Here is a 16,123-nt window from a genome sequence, read left to right as displayed (position 1 = left end):
TTTCTTAGAATGATCTAAGAGAGCCCTAAAACTCCTTTCGTTTTAGGGCTTTTTTGTTTGTCGTTTACGCCAAGGCAATACCACAAACTTCATCCACAAGTGTAGGAAGAGTAAACCGTTAAATGCGAAACCGGCAAAGAGAAGGCTAATTGACCCAATGCTACGCGGCTCATCTCTAAATAACCAAAACCAAATTACCCAGCAAGCTACGGAGAATAAAGTGAGTTGATCCATGCAGCGCTGACAACGGCCTATTTTTTTCCAAAACCAGTGCTCTCGACAATCATTACAAGTCATCGTTTGTGTCATATTTGCAGTAAAAATATCTGTCGACAGTATACGAGAAGAATGGGAAGAAAAGAAAAACTTTGATAGTCATAATCGTAAGATGTTATGGTTTTAATAGGTAACCCCTATCTGGAAAGAAAATGAATATTCGAGACTTTGAATACTTAGTCGCTCTTGCGGAACATAAGCATTTTCGTAAAGCGGCAGAAGCCTGTTTTGTCAGTCAGCCGACCCTCAGCGGCCAAATTCGTAAGTTGGAAGATGAATTAGGTGCGGTATTGCTTGAACGAAGCAGTCGGCGCGTTTTGTTTACCGACTCGGGATTACAGCTGGTTGAGCAAGCGAAACGCATTTTAATGGAAATTAAAACGTTTAAAGATATGGCCAGTGAGCAAGGTGGTGCTATGAATGGCCCTATGCATATCGGTTTTATTCCAACCTTAGGCCCATATCTTCTACCTCGGATCATTCCGGGCCTGAAAGAAAACTTCCCTGAACTAGAGTTGTATTTATATGAAGCACAGACCCATCAATTAGTGCAACAATTAGAAGAAGGAAAGTTGGACTGCTTAGTGCTTGCAGCAGTAGAAGAGACCGAGCCTTTTAAAGCGATTGATATTTTTTGTGAACCAATGAGTATTGCTGTGCCATGTGATCATGAGTGGGCCAATCGGAATGAAATTGACATGTTGGAACTCAATGGGAAAACGGTATTGGCTCTAGGGGATGGGCATTGTTTGCGAGATCAAGCATTGGGATTCTGTTTTGCTGCTGGCGCAAAGGATGATGAACGATTCAAAGCTACGAGCTTAGAAACTTTACGTAATATGGTTGCTGCGGGCTCTGGTATTACGTTACTGCCTCAGCTTTCATTGCCTGAAGAGAAGGTGAAAGATGGCGTTTGCTACATCAAAGCGGTCAATCCAGAGCCTTCACGCCGGATAGTATTAGTCTATCGTCCCGGCTCTCCTTTACGACAACGTTTTGAACAGTTAGCCCAAGCGATGAAAAACTGTCTCAATGGGCGATAATCCGCTGGGTTGCTCAATAGCCATCCCTATGAGGATGGCTATTTGTTTACTTAAAACAGTTCGCTTTCACTGTCAGTGGAGTAGAGGCTTTGTGCCTCTTCTACTACATATTCAGTCGGTTCGGTACCTTGAATAAAGTATTCAAACATCGAGCTTCCATCAAGTTTGTTGGTGAGTAGCCCAGTTTCACGATCAATTCGGACACGCACGATGTTGTCGGGGATGGACGGCTTTTCTACCGCAATGTTTTCTAACGCAGAACGCATAAAATCAATCCAAGCGGGCTGAGCTGTTTTAGCGCCAGCCTCTGCACCAGAGATATCATCTTCAGTATTCGGATTTGGAACACTTCGCCCTAGATTCCGGGTGTGATCATCAAAACCAACCCAGGCCGTTGCCACGATTCCAGGCCCAAAACCATTATACCAAGCATCTTTCGAATCATTCGTGGTGCCGGTTTTTCCACCAATATCGCGCCGCTTTAAAACCTGAGCACGCCAGCCTGTTCCATTCCAACCCGTCCCTTCTCGCCAGTTGCCACCTCCCCATATATTGCTATAAAGCATTTCGCGAACTAAAAAGGCATTTTGTTCGGAGATGACTTGGGGGGCATAATGTGAGTCTAGATCTTGTTCATCAAATCCGTGATCAGCGGTTTGGCAGTCATGATGACAAACGATTTTTGGGGTCGCAGTAAACTCAAGTTGTCCATAGGCGTCTTCGACTTTACTGATATAGAATGGCTCAACATAGTAACCACCATTGGCAAAAACTGAGTAACCCTGAGCCATTTTCACTGGGGTTAAACTCCCCGCACCGAGTGCAATCGTTTCAGAGCGAGGAACTTGGCTTAATTCAAAACCAAAGCGAGTTAGGTATTGGCGAGTTTCATCTAAACCGACTTCACGTAGTACCCGAACAGCCATGACGTTTTTCGATTGTGCTAAGCCAACTCGTAGGCGAGTTGGGCCGACATAGGTTGGAGGGGAGTTTTTAGGTCGCCATGCGGTTCCTTGGCTTTCATCCCATTGGTTAATCGGAGCATCGTTAATAAGAGTGGCTAAGGTCAGACCTTTATTAAGGGCAGCGGAGTAAATAAATGGTTTAATGCTAGAGCCAACTTGTCGAATAGATTGTGTGGCTCGGTTGAAATTGCTGTGTACAAAGTTAAACCCACCTACTAGCGCTAAAATTGCCCCATTGTCTGGATTCATCGCCACAAAGGCGGTATTAGCATTCGGGACTTGGCTTAGTTTCCAATGTATCTCTTGCGTTTCAGGATCGGTCATCCGTCGGACCCAAATTTGTTCGCCTTCACTTAAAATTTCACTCGCTTTATTGGGTAATGGCCCTTGCTTATTGTCAGTAATAAAGCGTCTGGCCCAATTCATATCTTCCCAAGCGATGGTGTTTAACTGATGATTTCTTACCCACACCTGTGCCGATTGCTCTGCAACCTGTAGGACTACCGCGGGGAAAAGATCGCCATATATTGGTTGATTACGAAGATGGGTATTGAGTTTATTTTCTTCCCAAGCGGTTTGTCCGGTTTTCCACAGTACTTTCTCGGCTCCACGGTAACCATGGCGTTCATCGTAGGCAAGTAAGTTATTGATCGCCGCTTGATTCGCGGCTTGTTGTTGTGTGGAATCGATAGTGGTGTAGATATTCATTCCTGAAGTATAGGCTTCTTCTTCACCATAACGTTCAACCATCCAAGCGCGGGCAATTTCGGCGACATAAGGTGCGTGCAGTTCGATTTCTGCACCATGAAACTTGCCGTCAAGCACTTCGTTGCGTGCTTGTTCATATTCTTGTTCGCTGATGTACTTTTCAGACAACATACGCAGTAGTACCACATTGCGACGTTGGGTTGCTCGTTCTACTGAATAGATCGGATTCATGGTTGAGGGGGCTTTGGGTAATCCGGCAATCATCGCGATTTCACCTAAAGTCAAATCTTTTGCCTCTTTACCAAAATAGGTTTGAGCGGCTGCGCCTACCCCATAAGAACGGTAACCGAGATAAATTTTGTTAAGGTAAAGTTCTAGAATTTCATCTTTTGTTAAGAGCTGTTCTATGTGGATGGCGATAAATATCTCTTTGATTTTTCTCATAATCTTCTTTTCATTAGATAAAAAGAAGTTTCGCGCCAATTGCTGAGTAATGGTACTGGCACCTTGTGAGGCACTGCCAGAGGCGGCAACAGCAAAAGCGGCACGAGTAATTCCAATGGGGTCAAATCCATAGTGTTCGTAAAAGCGAGAGTCTTCGGTTGCAATAATCGCCTCAAGTAATTCGTTTGGCATCTCGTCTAGTTTCAGCGGAATACGTCGTTTCTCACCAAATTGCGCCATCAATTGACCATCTTGGCTAAAGACCTGCATGGGGGTTTGCAGTTTGACGTCTCTGAGTGTCGCCACATCGGGCAAATCAGATTTCACATAAAAGTAGAAGCCAAAAATTGTAGTGGCTCCAAGAATAATGCAAATCAATGAAAATATAAGTAAACGCTTTATGAACTTCACCGGAGAATCCCTGTTTAGTAGAGGCTGTCTTGATGCAAACCCCTGTACTCTAGACTAAAACCTCAACACTTAAAAATAATGAGCGAGTATTTTTTTAAATTATCGCTCGATGCTGGTGTTGTTACTGGAGTTAATCGCATGAGTCAATCATTAGTTACAGGTGTGGATATCGGACATCACAGTATTAAAGCTGTGGTGTTAAAACTAAGCGGCGAAACATATTCGCTGGTTAGTTATAAGGAAATCGTCGTAACGGACGATATTTTCGCCGATAACTACACACTCGATTATCAGAAAATTGTAAAGAAACTCAAAGAACTAAAAAAGAGCTTACCCCTGTTTAGCCGTAAGGTTTCGATCGCAGTCCCTGATAATGCGGTGATCAGCAAGATTTTGCAGATCGAGAGTGATCTGGATCCGGTAGAGCAGGAGTTTGCTATTTATCAGACATTTTCTCATCAATCGCCATTGCCGATTGAAGAACTCAGTTTAGATTTTGTCAAAGTGACGGAAAAAGCACTAACAAGAAGCAGCAGTGCGACCTATCAAGTTTATGCTACGCGTCGTGAAGTGGTTGACAGTCGGGTTGCCGCGACAGAAAAAGCTGGCCTTGAGCCTGTCTTGCTAGACGTGCAGATGCATAGTCTTGTTCGTATTTGGCAGCAAGTGAGTAAGACCCAGCAAAGAACAAACTGGATGCTATTGGATATCGGCTATAGCCAAAGTTCTTTATGCCTCGACTTTAGCGATAAGGCTCCATTTTGTAAGGATATTCCATTAGGAACGCGTTGGTTTGATCAAACTCGGCAACATGAGCAAGGCATAAGCGGAATTGATACCTTTACTCAAGAGTTTATCGATCGGTTGGCTCGTCAAATTCAGCTCTTAACTTCAGTGCATGGCCCGCAAAGTCTGGCCGGCATATGGCTGTCTGGAGGGGGTGCGACAATCTCTGGGTTAACGGATGCCATTACTGAGCGGTTGAATCTACCCTGTGAGATTTTTATGCCGCTCTCGGTATTTAGCCATAAATTGAGTAAGCGTAGGCGAGCACTTGATGAACAACAAAAGTTTAGTACCGCGGCGGGATTAGCGTTACGAGGCATTGAATGGCTGGAGGGTGAACATGCTGCATACCATTAATTTGTTGCCGTGGCGAGAAACGCAGCGAGAAAACTATCGTCAGCATTTTATCCATTTATTGATTCTGGGTGTACTGCTCGCATTGGGAGCACAATGGCTGGCCGGTAGCTATTTTGAACAACAAAATCAGCAACAACAGGGGCGGCTCGATTTTCTGAATCAACATATCCGGCAATTAGATCAGCGCCTCAATGCATTAAAGGTAACCGAGCAAGAACATAAGGCCTTACTAACGCGCTTAAACGTGGTAGAGGCGTTACAGCAAAAGCGCAATAAAAGTACTGAGTTTATGCACCTGATGCCTGATTTAATTCCAGAAGGTGTCTATGTCGATAAAATCAAAATGAATGGGCAAGAAGTGGAAATGAGCGGCATCAGCGATAGTACGGCTCGTTTAGCCACCATGTTAGATAATTTGGAAAAATCGCCACAGTTATCGGAAGTGGGCATGCATTCGATTGTATCGGGCAACCGTCGTTTTGGTAAACAGTTTCAGAGCTTCAAAGTCTCTTTCTTATTCCATGCTTCCGAGCAAGTGGCTTTAAAACCGGTCAAGGAGGTAGGAACTCATGACTAAGGCGCGTGACCTCGATTTTGACGAGTTAATGGAATGGCCTAGAACGGCTCAGTTGGTGGTTATCGCATTACTGATCATCGTCATTCAAGCGGTGGGATATTGGTTTTATCTCTTACCGAAACAAGAAACGTTAGAGGGATTAAAGCAGCAAGAGCAAACACTAAAATCGACTGTTCGAATCAAGGCCAGTAAAGTCGCTGCCTTACCCCAATTACAGGCACAACTCAATGAATTGAGCGAGCGTTACGATTATTTATTACGTCAATTACCCGTTCAACAAGAGTTAGCCAGTATGTTGGCGTCGGTGAATGAGTTAGGTCTGCAAAATTCGCTCACCTTCACTCGAATTGATTGGGGGGAAAAACTCAATCAAGAATTCCTCTATCGGCTTCCACTCAATATTGAATTGACCGGAAATTATCATAACATCGGCGATTTTTCGGAAGCCATTGCCAAACTACCGAGAATAATTAGCTTTGAAGATGTTGATTGGCAAAGAGTCAGCCAAGAAAGTAGCACATTACACTTCAGGGTTCGCGCATACACTTACCAGTTTAAAGCGGAGGTGAGCGATGAAAAATAGGTTCTATTTTCTTCTAGGTGGGGTATGTGCTTGGTTATTGGTTGGATGTCAGGCGAATGATGACTCCCTCGATGATTATTTACGTATGGTTGAGCTAGAGACGCAAAAACAAGTCACTCAGCTTGCGCCCGCCGTTCATTTTCAAGCTTTTCATTATGGGCAACACGGTAAGCGAGAGCCATTTGTCTTGCCACAAGAAGCGCTAGTACAAAATCAGTCGGTAACCAAGTCTGATTGTTGGCAACCTGCCGCTCGCAATAAGAGTGGCGCTTTAGAACGTTATCCTCTTAATCAGTTGCGTTTAAGAGGTGTGATCAGTAGTGGCGGTCATATTTCCGCTCTCATTCAGACGCCGAATGGTACCGTCGTCAATGTAAAAGCTGGGCAGTATATCGGTTTAAATAATGGCCGAATTACTCGGGTTGCCGATAATTATTTGCTGATAAAAGAAACCTTGCCAGATGGCCTAGGGTGTTGGAATCAGCGCAATGTCAAATTGGCTTTAAAGTAAGTTTTTCAGTGTAGAGACCTAACTATGATTAAAGGATTAAATTCAACCATGGTACGTAATATGCGTTATCTGTGTATTGGGATATGGATGCTGTTAGCAACCAGTGTTGTGGCTAGCGAATTATCACAAGCAAATCAGTTAAAAAATATTGATTTTCGTTTAAATAAAGATAAAGCGGCCGTTTTAGTGGTTGAGCTGGCTTCTCCCTCTACTGTGGTGGATGTACAAAAAACAGAGCCAGGGTTAGCGATTGAACTGCTTAAAACCGATGTCGCAGATGATCAACTCTACCTACTAGATGTGAAAGACTTTGCGACCGCTGTTGAGAGTGTTGAGGTCTTTCGTCAAGAGCCGAGTACTTTACTGCAAGTGACTATTCAAGGGCCGTTTAAGTATGATTATGCCTTACGAGGAAAATACTTAGAGGTTGTTATTACTGAACTCAAACAAGCAGAACCAACACCACCTCCAAGCTTGATGGAAAAGCAAGGCAAGCTGATTTCCATTAACTTTCAAGACATTCCAGTACGAAATGTTTTACAGTTGATTGCGGATTATAACCAATTCAATTTGGTGGTTTCCGATTCGGTCACAGGAAACTTAACCCTTCGCTTAGATGGTGTGCCTTGGCAGCAAGTGCTGGATATTATTTTACAAGTTAAAGGGCTCGATAAGCGAGTTGATGGCAGTGTTATTCTTGTGGCACCGAAAGAAGAGTTAGATTTAAGAGAGAAGCAGCAATTAGAAAAAGCGCGGTTGGCGGAAGAATTAGGTGATTTACAGTCCGATATTATTAAAGTGCATTTTGCCAAAGCCTCCGATATCGCGGAAATGATAGGTGGAAGTGGCGCGGTAAATATGCTCTCTGAGCGCGGTTCGATTAGTATCGATGAGCGAACCAACGCACTGTTGATCCGTGAGTTGCCGGAAAATATTAAAGTGATTCATCAAATCATTGCATCGCTCGATATCCCGGTCAAACAGGTTCAGATTGAAGCCCGAATTGTTACGGTGAATGAGGGTAATTTGGACGAATTAGGGATCCGATGGGGGATGTCATCGAAAAACGGTAGCCATACGGTGGGCGGATCAATTGAAGGAAATATGAACACGATAGGTTTATATGAACCGGAAGATGGTACCGAAGGGATCAATAATTTCTTGAACGTGAATTTGGGAGCCACGGCTGCTAACGCCTCAAGCATTGCTTTTCAGGTTGCTAAACTTGGCTCTGGTACTTTGCTGGATCTCGAACTATCGGCGATGCAACGTGAATCGAAAGCGGAGATCATTTCTAGCCCACGCTTGATCACTACCAATAAAAAACCAGCTTACATTGAACAAGGGACAGAAATACCCTATTTAGAATCATCTTCCAGTGGCGCAACGACAGTGGCGTTTAAAAAAGCGGTGCTCAGTTTAAAAGTTACACCGCAAATTACTCCGGATAACCGGTTGGTGCTGGATTTAAGTGTCACACAAGACCGTCCTGGTGATGTGGTTAAAACTGGAACGGGGGAGGCCGTGGCGATCAATACCCAACGGATTGGCACGCAAGTTTTAGTCAATAATGGAGAAACGGTTGTGCTTGGTGGTATTTTTCAACATAGTCTGACTAATACCATAGATAAAGTGCCATTATTGGGAGACTTACCGTTTCTTGGTGCGCTATTTCGTCGTAGTTATCAGCAATTGGGCAAAAGTGAGTTACTCATTTTCGTGACACCCAAGGTGGTAATTCAATGACTTAGCGTCATTGTTCTCGCTAAAGTGAAATTAAAGTTGCATTAGTGGCACCTTATCTAGATAATTTCGGGTCTTATCACGAATTATCTGTGAGGAATCGGTGCCACAAGCATTCCCATCGCTAACATTAGTATGGCGAACTTTGTGGCGATGTCATTGAATTAACGTTGTAAATTACTGCTAAACATGGCTGAGAAACGCAATATTTTTCTTGTCGGCCCAATGGGTGCTGGCAAAAGTACAATTGGTAGACACTTAGCTCAACAACTGCATATGGAGTTTGTTGATTCTGATACTGTCATTGAAGAGCGCACCGGCGCAGATATCGCTTGGGTATTTGATGTTGAAGGTGAAGAAGGCTTCCGTAAACGTGAAGAAGCGGTGATCAATGATCTCACTGAAGAACAAGGTATTGTTCTCGCCACGGGTGGCGGTTCGGTGATGAGCAAAGAAAATCGCAATCGCCTTTCTGCTCGTGGTGTGGTTGTTTACTTAGAAACCACGATCGAAAAACAATTAGCGCGGACTAACCGTGATAAAAAACGTCCGTTGCTGCAAACGGATAACCCTCGTGAAGTTTTAGAAGCACTGGCTGGTGAACGTAATCCGCTGTATGAAGAAATTGCGGATATTACTGTACGTACCGACGATCAAAGTGCAAAAGTGGTAGCCAACCAGATCGTAAAAATGCTAGAAGAACATTAACCAGTTCTTTTATTTGGAGTGCAAACCATGGAACGGATTACGGTCAGTTTAGGTGAGCGTAGCTACCCCATCTCAATTGGTGCCGGATTATTTAATAATCCGGCCCTTCTTCCTCTTTCTGCAAAACAACACGTGTTGGTGATCACTAACCACACGGTTGCTCCGTTATATGCAAAACGTATTCTTTCGTTACTTGAACAGCGAGGCTGTTTATCCGCAGTGTTAGAATTGCCTGATGGTGAGCAGTATAAAAGTCTAGCAACGTTTAATACCATCATGAGTTATTTGCTGGAGCATAATTATAGCCGTGATGTAACGGTTATTGCGTTGGGTGGAGGCGTGATAGGGGATTTGGTCGGTTTTGCTGCGGCCTGTTATCAGCGAGGGATCGACTTTATTCAAATACCTACCACATTATTGGCTCAAGTAGACTCTTCTGTTGGTGGAAAAACCGCGGTAAACCACCCTTTGGGTAAAAATATGATAGGCGCGTTTTATCAACCCAAAGCTGTCATTATTGATACTCAGTGCTTAAGCACGCTACCAGCACGTGAATTTGCTGCTGGAATGGCTGAGGTGATCAAATATGGCATTATTTATGATCACGATTTCTTCGTCTGGTTAGAAGAGCATATGGAAGCCTTATATGCGTTAGATGAGCAAGCACTATCCTATGCCATTGTTCGCTGCTGCCAAATTAAAGCGGAAGTGGTGGCTTTGGATGAAAAAGAATCAGGCATTCGCGCGTTACTTAATTTAGGCCATACCTTTGGTCATGCGATTGAAGCCGAGCTGGGCTATGGGTGTTGGTTACATGGTGAAGCCGTTGCTGCTGGTACCATGATGGCGACCGTGACAGCACAATTACAAGGGTTGATTACTGAGCAGCAGCAAGCGCGTATCCGTGCCATACTGGAAAGAGCACATCTGCCAGTACACACCCCTGAGAGCATGACGTTTGAGAATTTTATTCAGCATATGATGCGAGATAAAAAAGTATTGGCGGGAGAGTTGCGCTTGGTATTACCAACCGCCATTGGCCGTGCAGAAGTGGTGAAAGGCGTTCCTCAAGCGGTGATAAAGCAAGCCATTGAAGCGTGTCGTAACTAATAATCAATTGATTGGGATCATTAGGATAGTTGATGAGTTTAGCACATGAATTAGAGTTAGATTCTCAGACCGAGCTGCTTGAACGTTTGCAGCTTCTTACTCGTTTTGGTTCTAATTTTGTTAACGTTTATGGTGGACTGGGTGCCGGGAAGTCTTGGCTTGCGCAGCGCTATCTAGAGCATTGGGCTGAAGACAAGAACCAATCCTTATTGCTTTGTCATCCTAGTCAAAGCGATGAGCAACGTAGAACCACCATTTTGAATCAATTGGTCTCTGAGCCTCTCTTCAATCCGAGTGATGCGTTGCTCGATAGCTTTTGCTATCTGATTGGTGAAGATGAATGCGATATGGTGATTGCGATTGATGATGCTCATCTATTATCGGATGCTTTACTTTCCGAATTATGGATGTGGGTGTTGGAAGCGCAAAGTCATCCTCGTTGGACGATTAATGTTGTGCTATTTGCTCAGGCAAACCGTCTTGATGCCTTGTTAACACGCTTAACCTACGGGCAAGAGCATAAGCCGATAGAATTAGACATTGAACCTCTGAGTCAATATGAGGCTGATCGGTTATTTGAACAACGAGTCATGCGCTATATCGAGCCTGAACTCGAACGTCAGGTTCGCGCCGCCTATAAAAAAGTAAAACTGCTTCCGGGGGAGATTATGGCTTTAACTGAACAGAAAAATGAAAAACGGATCATTATTCGTTCTATTATTGCCTCACCAATAAATATTGCTCTGGTGACTGTTTTGCTGCTACTCATGATTGGTGGGGGGTATTGGTGGATGTGGTTGCAACCCTCTGCGGATGAAAAAAGTCAGAAATTCATTGACAGCCAAAAAAACATTGAGCAAACGGTGATTCCGACACTACCCCCAAATGACATCGAGTTGAGCCAACCAGAACTTGTCGAGAATGCGGCCTCATCCCAGCCCGATTTCACTGGTATGGATGATGATTCAGCAGCACTACCTCCGGATGTGAAAGAAAGTTCAGAAGCAGTGGGGATTGCTGATTCTGCTCATCAACGAGTGGTCATTAGCTCTGATGTGGTCGATGCCTTGTTAGAAGGAAAGCCTCAGCAGCCCGTTGAGACAAGTGCCAGTGAGGTACAGCCTGCAGTCAATATTCAGGCGGATAATGCCGATATGCCACTGGAGCCCGTTGCTTTAACTGAGCCTCCCGAGCAACCTGGGTTGATTCGTTTTTCGTTTGCTAGAGAAGTGTTGCTTGACATGTCACCTCGCAGCTACACTTTGCAATTGGCCGCAGTTAACTCATTACAAGAAGTTCAAGCGTTTATCGATCAATACCAGCTAGAGGGGCAGGTGAATGTTTATCCTACCTTACGCAATGACGTTGATTGGTATATCGTGACTTACCAGAATTATCCAACCATTCAGTTAGCGCGTGACGCCGTTGCTACCTTACCTACCGCTATTCAAACGTTAGGTCCATGGGCTAAATCACTCAGTCAAGTACACCGAGAGATTGAACGTGCGAAATAACGCTGAGTTTGGGCGGAAAATATGTTACATTCCGCTCCTTATTTTTTTCGGTGATTGATTAGAGCGGTAGATGAAAAAGCAGCGTGCCTTTTTGAAATGGGCTGGGGGTAAGTTTGGCCTAGTCGAAGAGATCCAACGCCATTTGCCATCCGCCCGAGAGTTGGTTGAACCCTTTGTCGGGGCTGGGTCAATTTTTCTCAATAGTGATTTTGAGCATTATTTGTTGGCGGATATTAATCCTGACTTAATCAATTTATATAACCTGTTAAAAACGGAACCGGATCATTACATCCGCGAAGCAAAACGTTGGTTTACACCGGAGAATAATCGCAAAGAAGCTTATTTGGATGTCCGTAAACAGTTCAACAGCTGTGATGACATCATGTACCGCTCATTGGCCTTCCTTTATATGAATCGTTTTGGGTTTAATGGTTTATGCCGTTATAACAAAAAAGGAGGGTTTAATGTGCCTTTTGGTTCGTATAAAAAACCGTACTTTCCTGAAGCTGAGTTAGAGTTTTTTGCTGAAAAAGCACAGCGAGCAACCTTTATTTGTGCCGGTTATCATCAAACATTCAGTCAAGCGACGCAAGAGAGTGTTATTTACTGTGATCCCCCTTATGCCCCCTTGTCTATGACCGCAAATTTTACCTCGTATGCGGGGAATGGTTTTTCACTTGATGATCAAGCTGCATTGGCTGATATTGCAGAAAAAACCGCGCAAGAACGAGGTATTCCTGTGCTTATCTCTAACCATGACACAATTTTAACTCGTCGCCTCTATCATGGTGCCCAACTGAATGTCGTTCAAGTGAAACGCACCATTAGCCGTAATGGTGCTGGACGCAATAAAGTGGACGAATTGCTCGCATTGTTTACCCCGAATAAAGGGTTTGTTTGCTGATTGATCAATTATTTTTCGGCAACAGATCCTAGGATCTCATCGCTTCCTTAGGGTAGAATGCGTTACCGCCGTTCTGTGCATTCCATCACCAAAGAGGTTAGCCATGAAAGATTTCCTTATTGCTCCATCCATTCTCTCGGCAGATTTTGCTCGTCTAGGCGACGATGTTGAAAAAGTTCTGGCAGCTGGGGCAGATGTTATTCACTTTGATGTGATGGATAATCATTATGTGCCGAACCTCACCTTTGGTGCTCCAATCTGTCAAGCACTACGTGATTATGGAATTACCGCGCCTATCGACGTTCATTTGATGGTAAAACCCGTTGACCGAATTATTCCTGATTTTGCCAAAGCGGGGGCATCAATGATTACCTTTCATGTTGAAGCCTCAGATCATGTCGATCGTACTTTACAGCTGATCAAAGAACACGACTGTCAAGCCGGAGTGGTATTAAACCCAGCCACTCCGCTCAGTCATCTTGACTATATTATGGATAAAGTTGACCTTATTCTACTGATGTCGGTAAACCCAGGGTTTGGTGGTCAATCATTTATACCGCACACGTTAGACAAATTGCGTGCTGTTCGGGAACGAATTGAACAAAGTGGTCGCTCTATTCGTTTGGAAATTGACGGTGGTGTGAAGGTAGATAACATTGCTGAAATTGCCCAAGCTGGTGCCGATATGTTTGTCGCCGGATCGGCTATTTTTGGTCAGCCAGATTATCAAGCGGTACTTAATGCCATGCGTGCGGAATTGGCCAAGGTTAAGTAATCCCTCATTCACTCATTAGGAATAAGTTTTGCAACCAATAAAGTTAATTGCCTTTGATCTCGACGGCACCTTACTCGATAGCGTACCTGATTTAGCCATTGCTGCGGATCAAGCAGTGCAAGCGTTAGGGTTTCCTAGCGTTTCTGAACAGCAAGTGCGTGATTATGTCGGTAATGGTGCAGATATACTCATTGCTCGCTGTTTGAGCCAAGGTTTACAGGTTGATTCAGCATTAGATCCGGCTATCTGTCATCAAGCTCGCGAGTTATTTGATGATTATTACGCAAAAACCGGCCATCAACAGAGTCACCTTTACCCACATGTAAAGCAAACCTTAGCCGAACTTCATCAAGCGGGGTTTATCTTAGCGTTAGTAACCAATAAACCGAGTAAATTTGTCCCAGATGTATTAACCCAACATGGAATCCGTGAATTTTTCCGCGATATCATTGGTGGTGATACATTTGCTGAGAAAAAACCGAATCCGATGGCATTAGAGTGGTTATTAGCTAAATATCGACTAGCTCCGCAACAGATGTTAATGGTAGGTGATTCTAAAAATGATATTCTAGCTGCGAAAAATGCCGGATGCGCATCGTTTGGTTTGACTTATGGCTACAACCACGGTGAGCCTATCTCGGCTGCTGAACCTGATGTGGTGGCAGATGATATTGCTCAGCTCATTGATGTCGTTATGGTTTGCGCTTAAAAATTATCACTTGCCACTAGTAAAATACTCATCAATGAGTACACTGCTATCTTGTGCCCGCAATCGGCGGGCACTGTTTTTCACAGAGTTTTCTGTCTTATTTCGTATTCAGTAACAAGGAATCATACTCATGAGCAAACCCATCGTATTGAGTGGTGTTCAACCGTCTGGTGAACTAAGTATCGGTAATTACTTGGGTGCTCTACGTCAATGGCAACAGATGCAAGACGATTATGATTGTCACTATTGTGTGGTTGATCTCCATGCGATCACGGTTCGTCAAGATCCGAAAGCATTGCGTGAAGCAACCTTAGATGCATTGGCAATCTGCTTAGCGGTTGGTGTTGATCCTCAAAAGAGCACATTATTCGTTCAGTCTCATGTACCAGAACATGCTCAATTGGGTTGGATTCTTAACTGTTACACGCAAATGGGCGAATTGAGCCGTATGACTCAATTCAAAGATAAATCAGCGCGTTACGCTAACGATGTCAATGCTGGGCTATTTGACTATCCGGTACTTATGGCTGCGGATATTTTATTGTATGGCGCGCATCAGGTGCCGGTCGGTAGCGATCAAAAACAGCATTTGGAATTGGCCCGCGATATTGCAACACGATTCAATAATATATATTGTCCAGATTCTGAAACGCCAATTTTTACTATTCCAGAGCCGTATATACCCAAAGTGAATGCGCGAGTGATGAGCTTACAGGATGCGACGAAGAAAATGTCGAAGTCGGATGATAATCGCAAAAACGTGATCACTTTGTTGGAAGATCCTAAATCTATCATTAAAAAGATCAACAAAGCACAAACTGATACCGAGACACCACCACGTATCGCTTACGATGTGGAAAATAAGGCCGGTATTTCTAACTTAATGGGCTTATTCTCTGCGGCAACGGGTCAATCTTTTGCAGATATTGAAGCCCAGTATGCTGGGGTTGAAATGTATGGCCCATTTAAGAAAGATGTCGGAGAAGCACTGGTTGCGATGCTCGAACCCGTCCAGGCAGAATATCATCGAATTCGTGATGACCGCAGTTATCTTAACAGTGTGATGAGTCAAGGGGCCGAGAAAGCGTCAGCCCAAGCATTAACAACCTTGAAAAAGGTATTTGATGCGGTTGGCTTTGTTGCTCGCGTTTAATGGTTTGGCAGGTCAGTGTAACTGGCCTGTTTTCTTTTTTGCTCATCATTCGTTTGCTCATCGCCATCTATGTTACTGATTATCGATAATTACGACTCATTCACCTATAACTTATACCAGTACTTTTGCCAATTGGGGGTAAAGGTTGATGTTGTGCGTAACGATGCAATCAATATTCAGCAAATCGAGGCCTTAGCACCTAGCCATTTAGTGATTTCCCCCGGGCCTGGTACACCGAATGAAGCTGGGATCTCTCTCGCCGCGATTGAACATTTTGCTGGGAAATTACCGATTTTGGGGGTTTGTCTCGGTCATCAAGCGATTGCACAAGTCTTTGGGGCCGATATTGTTCGCGCTCGACAAGTCATGCACGGTAAAACCTCGCGAATTCGCCATACGGGAAGCGGTGTGTTTGCTGGATTAAATAATCCACTGACCGTAACTCGTTATCACTCTCTCGTCGTAGCACCAGACACCTTATCCGATCAGTTTGAATTGACCGCTTGGACTGAGCATGCGAATGGAGCAATGGATGAGATTATGGGGTATCACCATAAAACTTGGCCAATTGATGCGGTGCAGTTTCATCCCGAATCGATAAAAACCGAGCAAGGCCACCAATTATTGGCCAATTTTTTACGTCGCTAATCCTCTGTTTGATCACTTTTTTTACATTTATCCTTCTTTTATAAGCCATTTTAAGTTTTGACAACTTATGCGCCAGATTTTCTGCTGTTCTATCCATTCTCTGAATTTATTGTCCTTTGGGAACTGTTTTTTGTTAAAGAGAAAAAAAGCTTCATAAAATTTGTGATTTAATGCATAAATAATCACATTGGGTCATAC

General features: G+C 43.9%; 15 protein-coding genes and 2 pseudogenes. 15 read left to right on the top strand and 2 right to left on the bottom strand.

Annotated elements, in window-relative coordinates; translation table 11 throughout:
- Positions 1 to 42: 42 nt before the first annotated feature.
- Positions 43 to 297: a DUF3624 domain-containing protein gene (locus tag CAG57_RS12120; protein WP_099610502.1), complete on the bottom strand. Its 255-nt coding sequence runs from the start codon at positions 295 to 297 to the stop codon at positions 43 to 45.
- A 131-nt stretch (positions 298 to 428) separates the two neighbouring features.
- Here CAG57_RS12120 and oxyR point away from each other — a divergent pair, with 131 nt between their 5' ends.
- Positions 429 to 1,319, top strand: coding sequence for a DNA-binding transcriptional regulator OxyR (oxyR, locus tag CAG57_RS12115; protein ID WP_161427382.1), 891 nt, complete (start codon positions 429 to 431; stop codon positions 1,317 to 1,319).
- 50 nt (positions 1,320 to 1,369) lie between these two features.
- Here the strand turns inward: oxyR and CAG57_RS12110 are convergent, their stop codons facing one another.
- Positions 1,370 to 3,847, bottom strand: coding sequence for a PBP1A family penicillin-binding protein (locus CAG57_RS12110; RefSeq protein ID WP_161433665.1), 2,478 nt, complete (start codon positions 3,845 to 3,847; stop codon positions 1,370 to 1,372).
- A 138-nt stretch (positions 3,848 to 3,985) separates the two neighbouring features.
- Here CAG57_RS12110 and pilM point away from each other — a divergent pair, with 138 nt between their 5' ends.
- From pilM to CAG57_RS12045, 14 genes and pseudogenes are all read left to right on the top strand, one after another.
- Positions 3,986 to 4,990 (top strand): type IV pilus assembly protein PilM, encoded by a 1,005-nt coding sequence (gene pilM / locus CAG57_RS12105; protein ID WP_161427851.1) that lies wholly within the window; start codon positions 3,986 to 3,988, stop codon positions 4,988 to 4,990.
- Positions 4,974 to 5,567 (top strand): PilN domain-containing protein, encoded by a 594-nt coding sequence (locus tag CAG57_RS12100; protein WP_161427852.1) that lies wholly within the window; start codon positions 4,974 to 4,976, stop codon positions 5,565 to 5,567. Before pilM ends, CAG57_RS12100 begins: the two co-directional genes overlap by 17 nt.
- Positions 5,560 to 6,150, top strand: a complete 591-nt coding sequence (locus tag CAG57_RS12095; RefSeq protein ID WP_099610498.1) for a type 4a pilus biogenesis protein PilO — start codon at positions 5,560 to 5,562, stop codon at positions 6,148 to 6,150. The genes CAG57_RS12100 and CAG57_RS12095 overlap by 8 nt, the downstream gene beginning before the upstream one ends.
- Positions 6,140 to 6,661, top strand: coding sequence for a pilus assembly protein PilP (locus CAG57_RS12090; RefSeq protein WP_161427853.1), 522 nt, complete (start codon positions 6,140 to 6,142; stop codon positions 6,659 to 6,661). Before CAG57_RS12095 ends, CAG57_RS12090 begins: the two co-directional genes overlap by 11 nt.
- 123 nt (positions 6,662 to 6,784) lie before the next feature.
- A pseudogene (locus CAG57_RS12085) lies at positions 6,785 to 8,407 on the top strand (type IV pilus secretin PilQ); the annotation flags it as partial.
- 186 nt (positions 8,408 to 8,593) lie between these two features.
- A complete protein-coding gene (gene aroK / locus CAG57_RS12080) occupies positions 8,594 to 9,112 on the top strand; it encodes a shikimate kinase AroK (protein WP_099610495.1) in 519 nt (172 codons plus the stop codon).
- Between the two features lie 27 nt (positions 9,113 to 9,139).
- Positions 9,140 to 10,222 carry a 3-dehydroquinate synthase gene (gene aroB / locus CAG57_RS12075; protein WP_161427855.1) on the top strand — a complete coding sequence of 361 codons (1,083 nt, stop codon included), beginning with the start codon at positions 9,140 to 9,142 and terminating at the stop codon, positions 10,220 to 10,222.
- Positions 10,223 to 10,254: 32 nt separating this feature from the next.
- Positions 10,255 to 11,301: pseudogene (locus tag CAG57_RS12070) on the top strand (ATP-binding protein); the annotation flags it as partial.
- A gap of 75 nt (positions 11,302 to 11,376) precedes the next feature.
- Complete coding sequence (locus CAG57_RS16300; RefSeq protein ID WP_425445493.1) at positions 11,377 to 11,736, top strand: SPOR domain-containing protein; 360 nt, start codon at positions 11,377 to 11,379, stop codon at positions 11,734 to 11,736.
- Positions 11,737 to 11,806: 70 nt separating this feature from the next.
- Positions 11,807 to 12,640, top strand: a complete 834-nt coding sequence (locus CAG57_RS12065; RefSeq protein ID WP_161427857.1) for a Dam family site-specific DNA-(adenine-N6)-methyltransferase — start codon at positions 11,807 to 11,809, stop codon at positions 12,638 to 12,640.
- Positions 12,641 to 12,743: 103 nt separating this feature from the next.
- Positions 12,744 to 13,415 (top strand): ribulose-phosphate 3-epimerase, encoded by a 672-nt coding sequence (gene rpe / locus CAG57_RS12060; protein WP_161427858.1) that lies wholly within the window; start codon positions 12,744 to 12,746, stop codon positions 13,413 to 13,415.
- Positions 13,416 to 13,443: 28 nt separating this feature from the next.
- Positions 13,444 to 14,124: a phosphoglycolate phosphatase gene (locus tag CAG57_RS12055; protein WP_099610491.1), complete on the top strand. Its 681-nt coding sequence runs from the start codon at positions 13,444 to 13,446 to the stop codon at positions 14,122 to 14,124.
- A 130-nt stretch (positions 14,125 to 14,254) separates the two neighbouring features.
- Positions 14,255 to 15,277: a tryptophan--tRNA ligase gene (trpS, locus tag CAG57_RS12050; protein ID WP_099610490.1), complete on the top strand. Its 1,023-nt coding sequence runs from the start codon at positions 14,255 to 14,257 to the stop codon at positions 15,275 to 15,277.
- Positions 15,278 to 15,346: 69 nt separating this feature from the next.
- Positions 15,347 to 15,925, top strand: coding sequence for an aminodeoxychorismate/anthranilate synthase component II (locus CAG57_RS12045; RefSeq protein ID WP_099610489.1), 579 nt, complete (start codon positions 15,347 to 15,349; stop codon positions 15,923 to 15,925).
- Positions 15,926 to 16,123 lie beyond the last annotated feature (198 nt).

Source organism: Vibrio sp. V30_P3S12P165 (genome assembly GCF_009904905.1).
GTDB classification, from domain to species: Bacteria; Pseudomonadota; Gammaproteobacteria; order Enterobacterales; family Vibrionaceae; genus Vibrio; species Vibrio fujianensis.
Note: the sequence above shows the minus strand (reverse complement) of the source record. Positions and strands in the feature narration are given on the sequence as shown.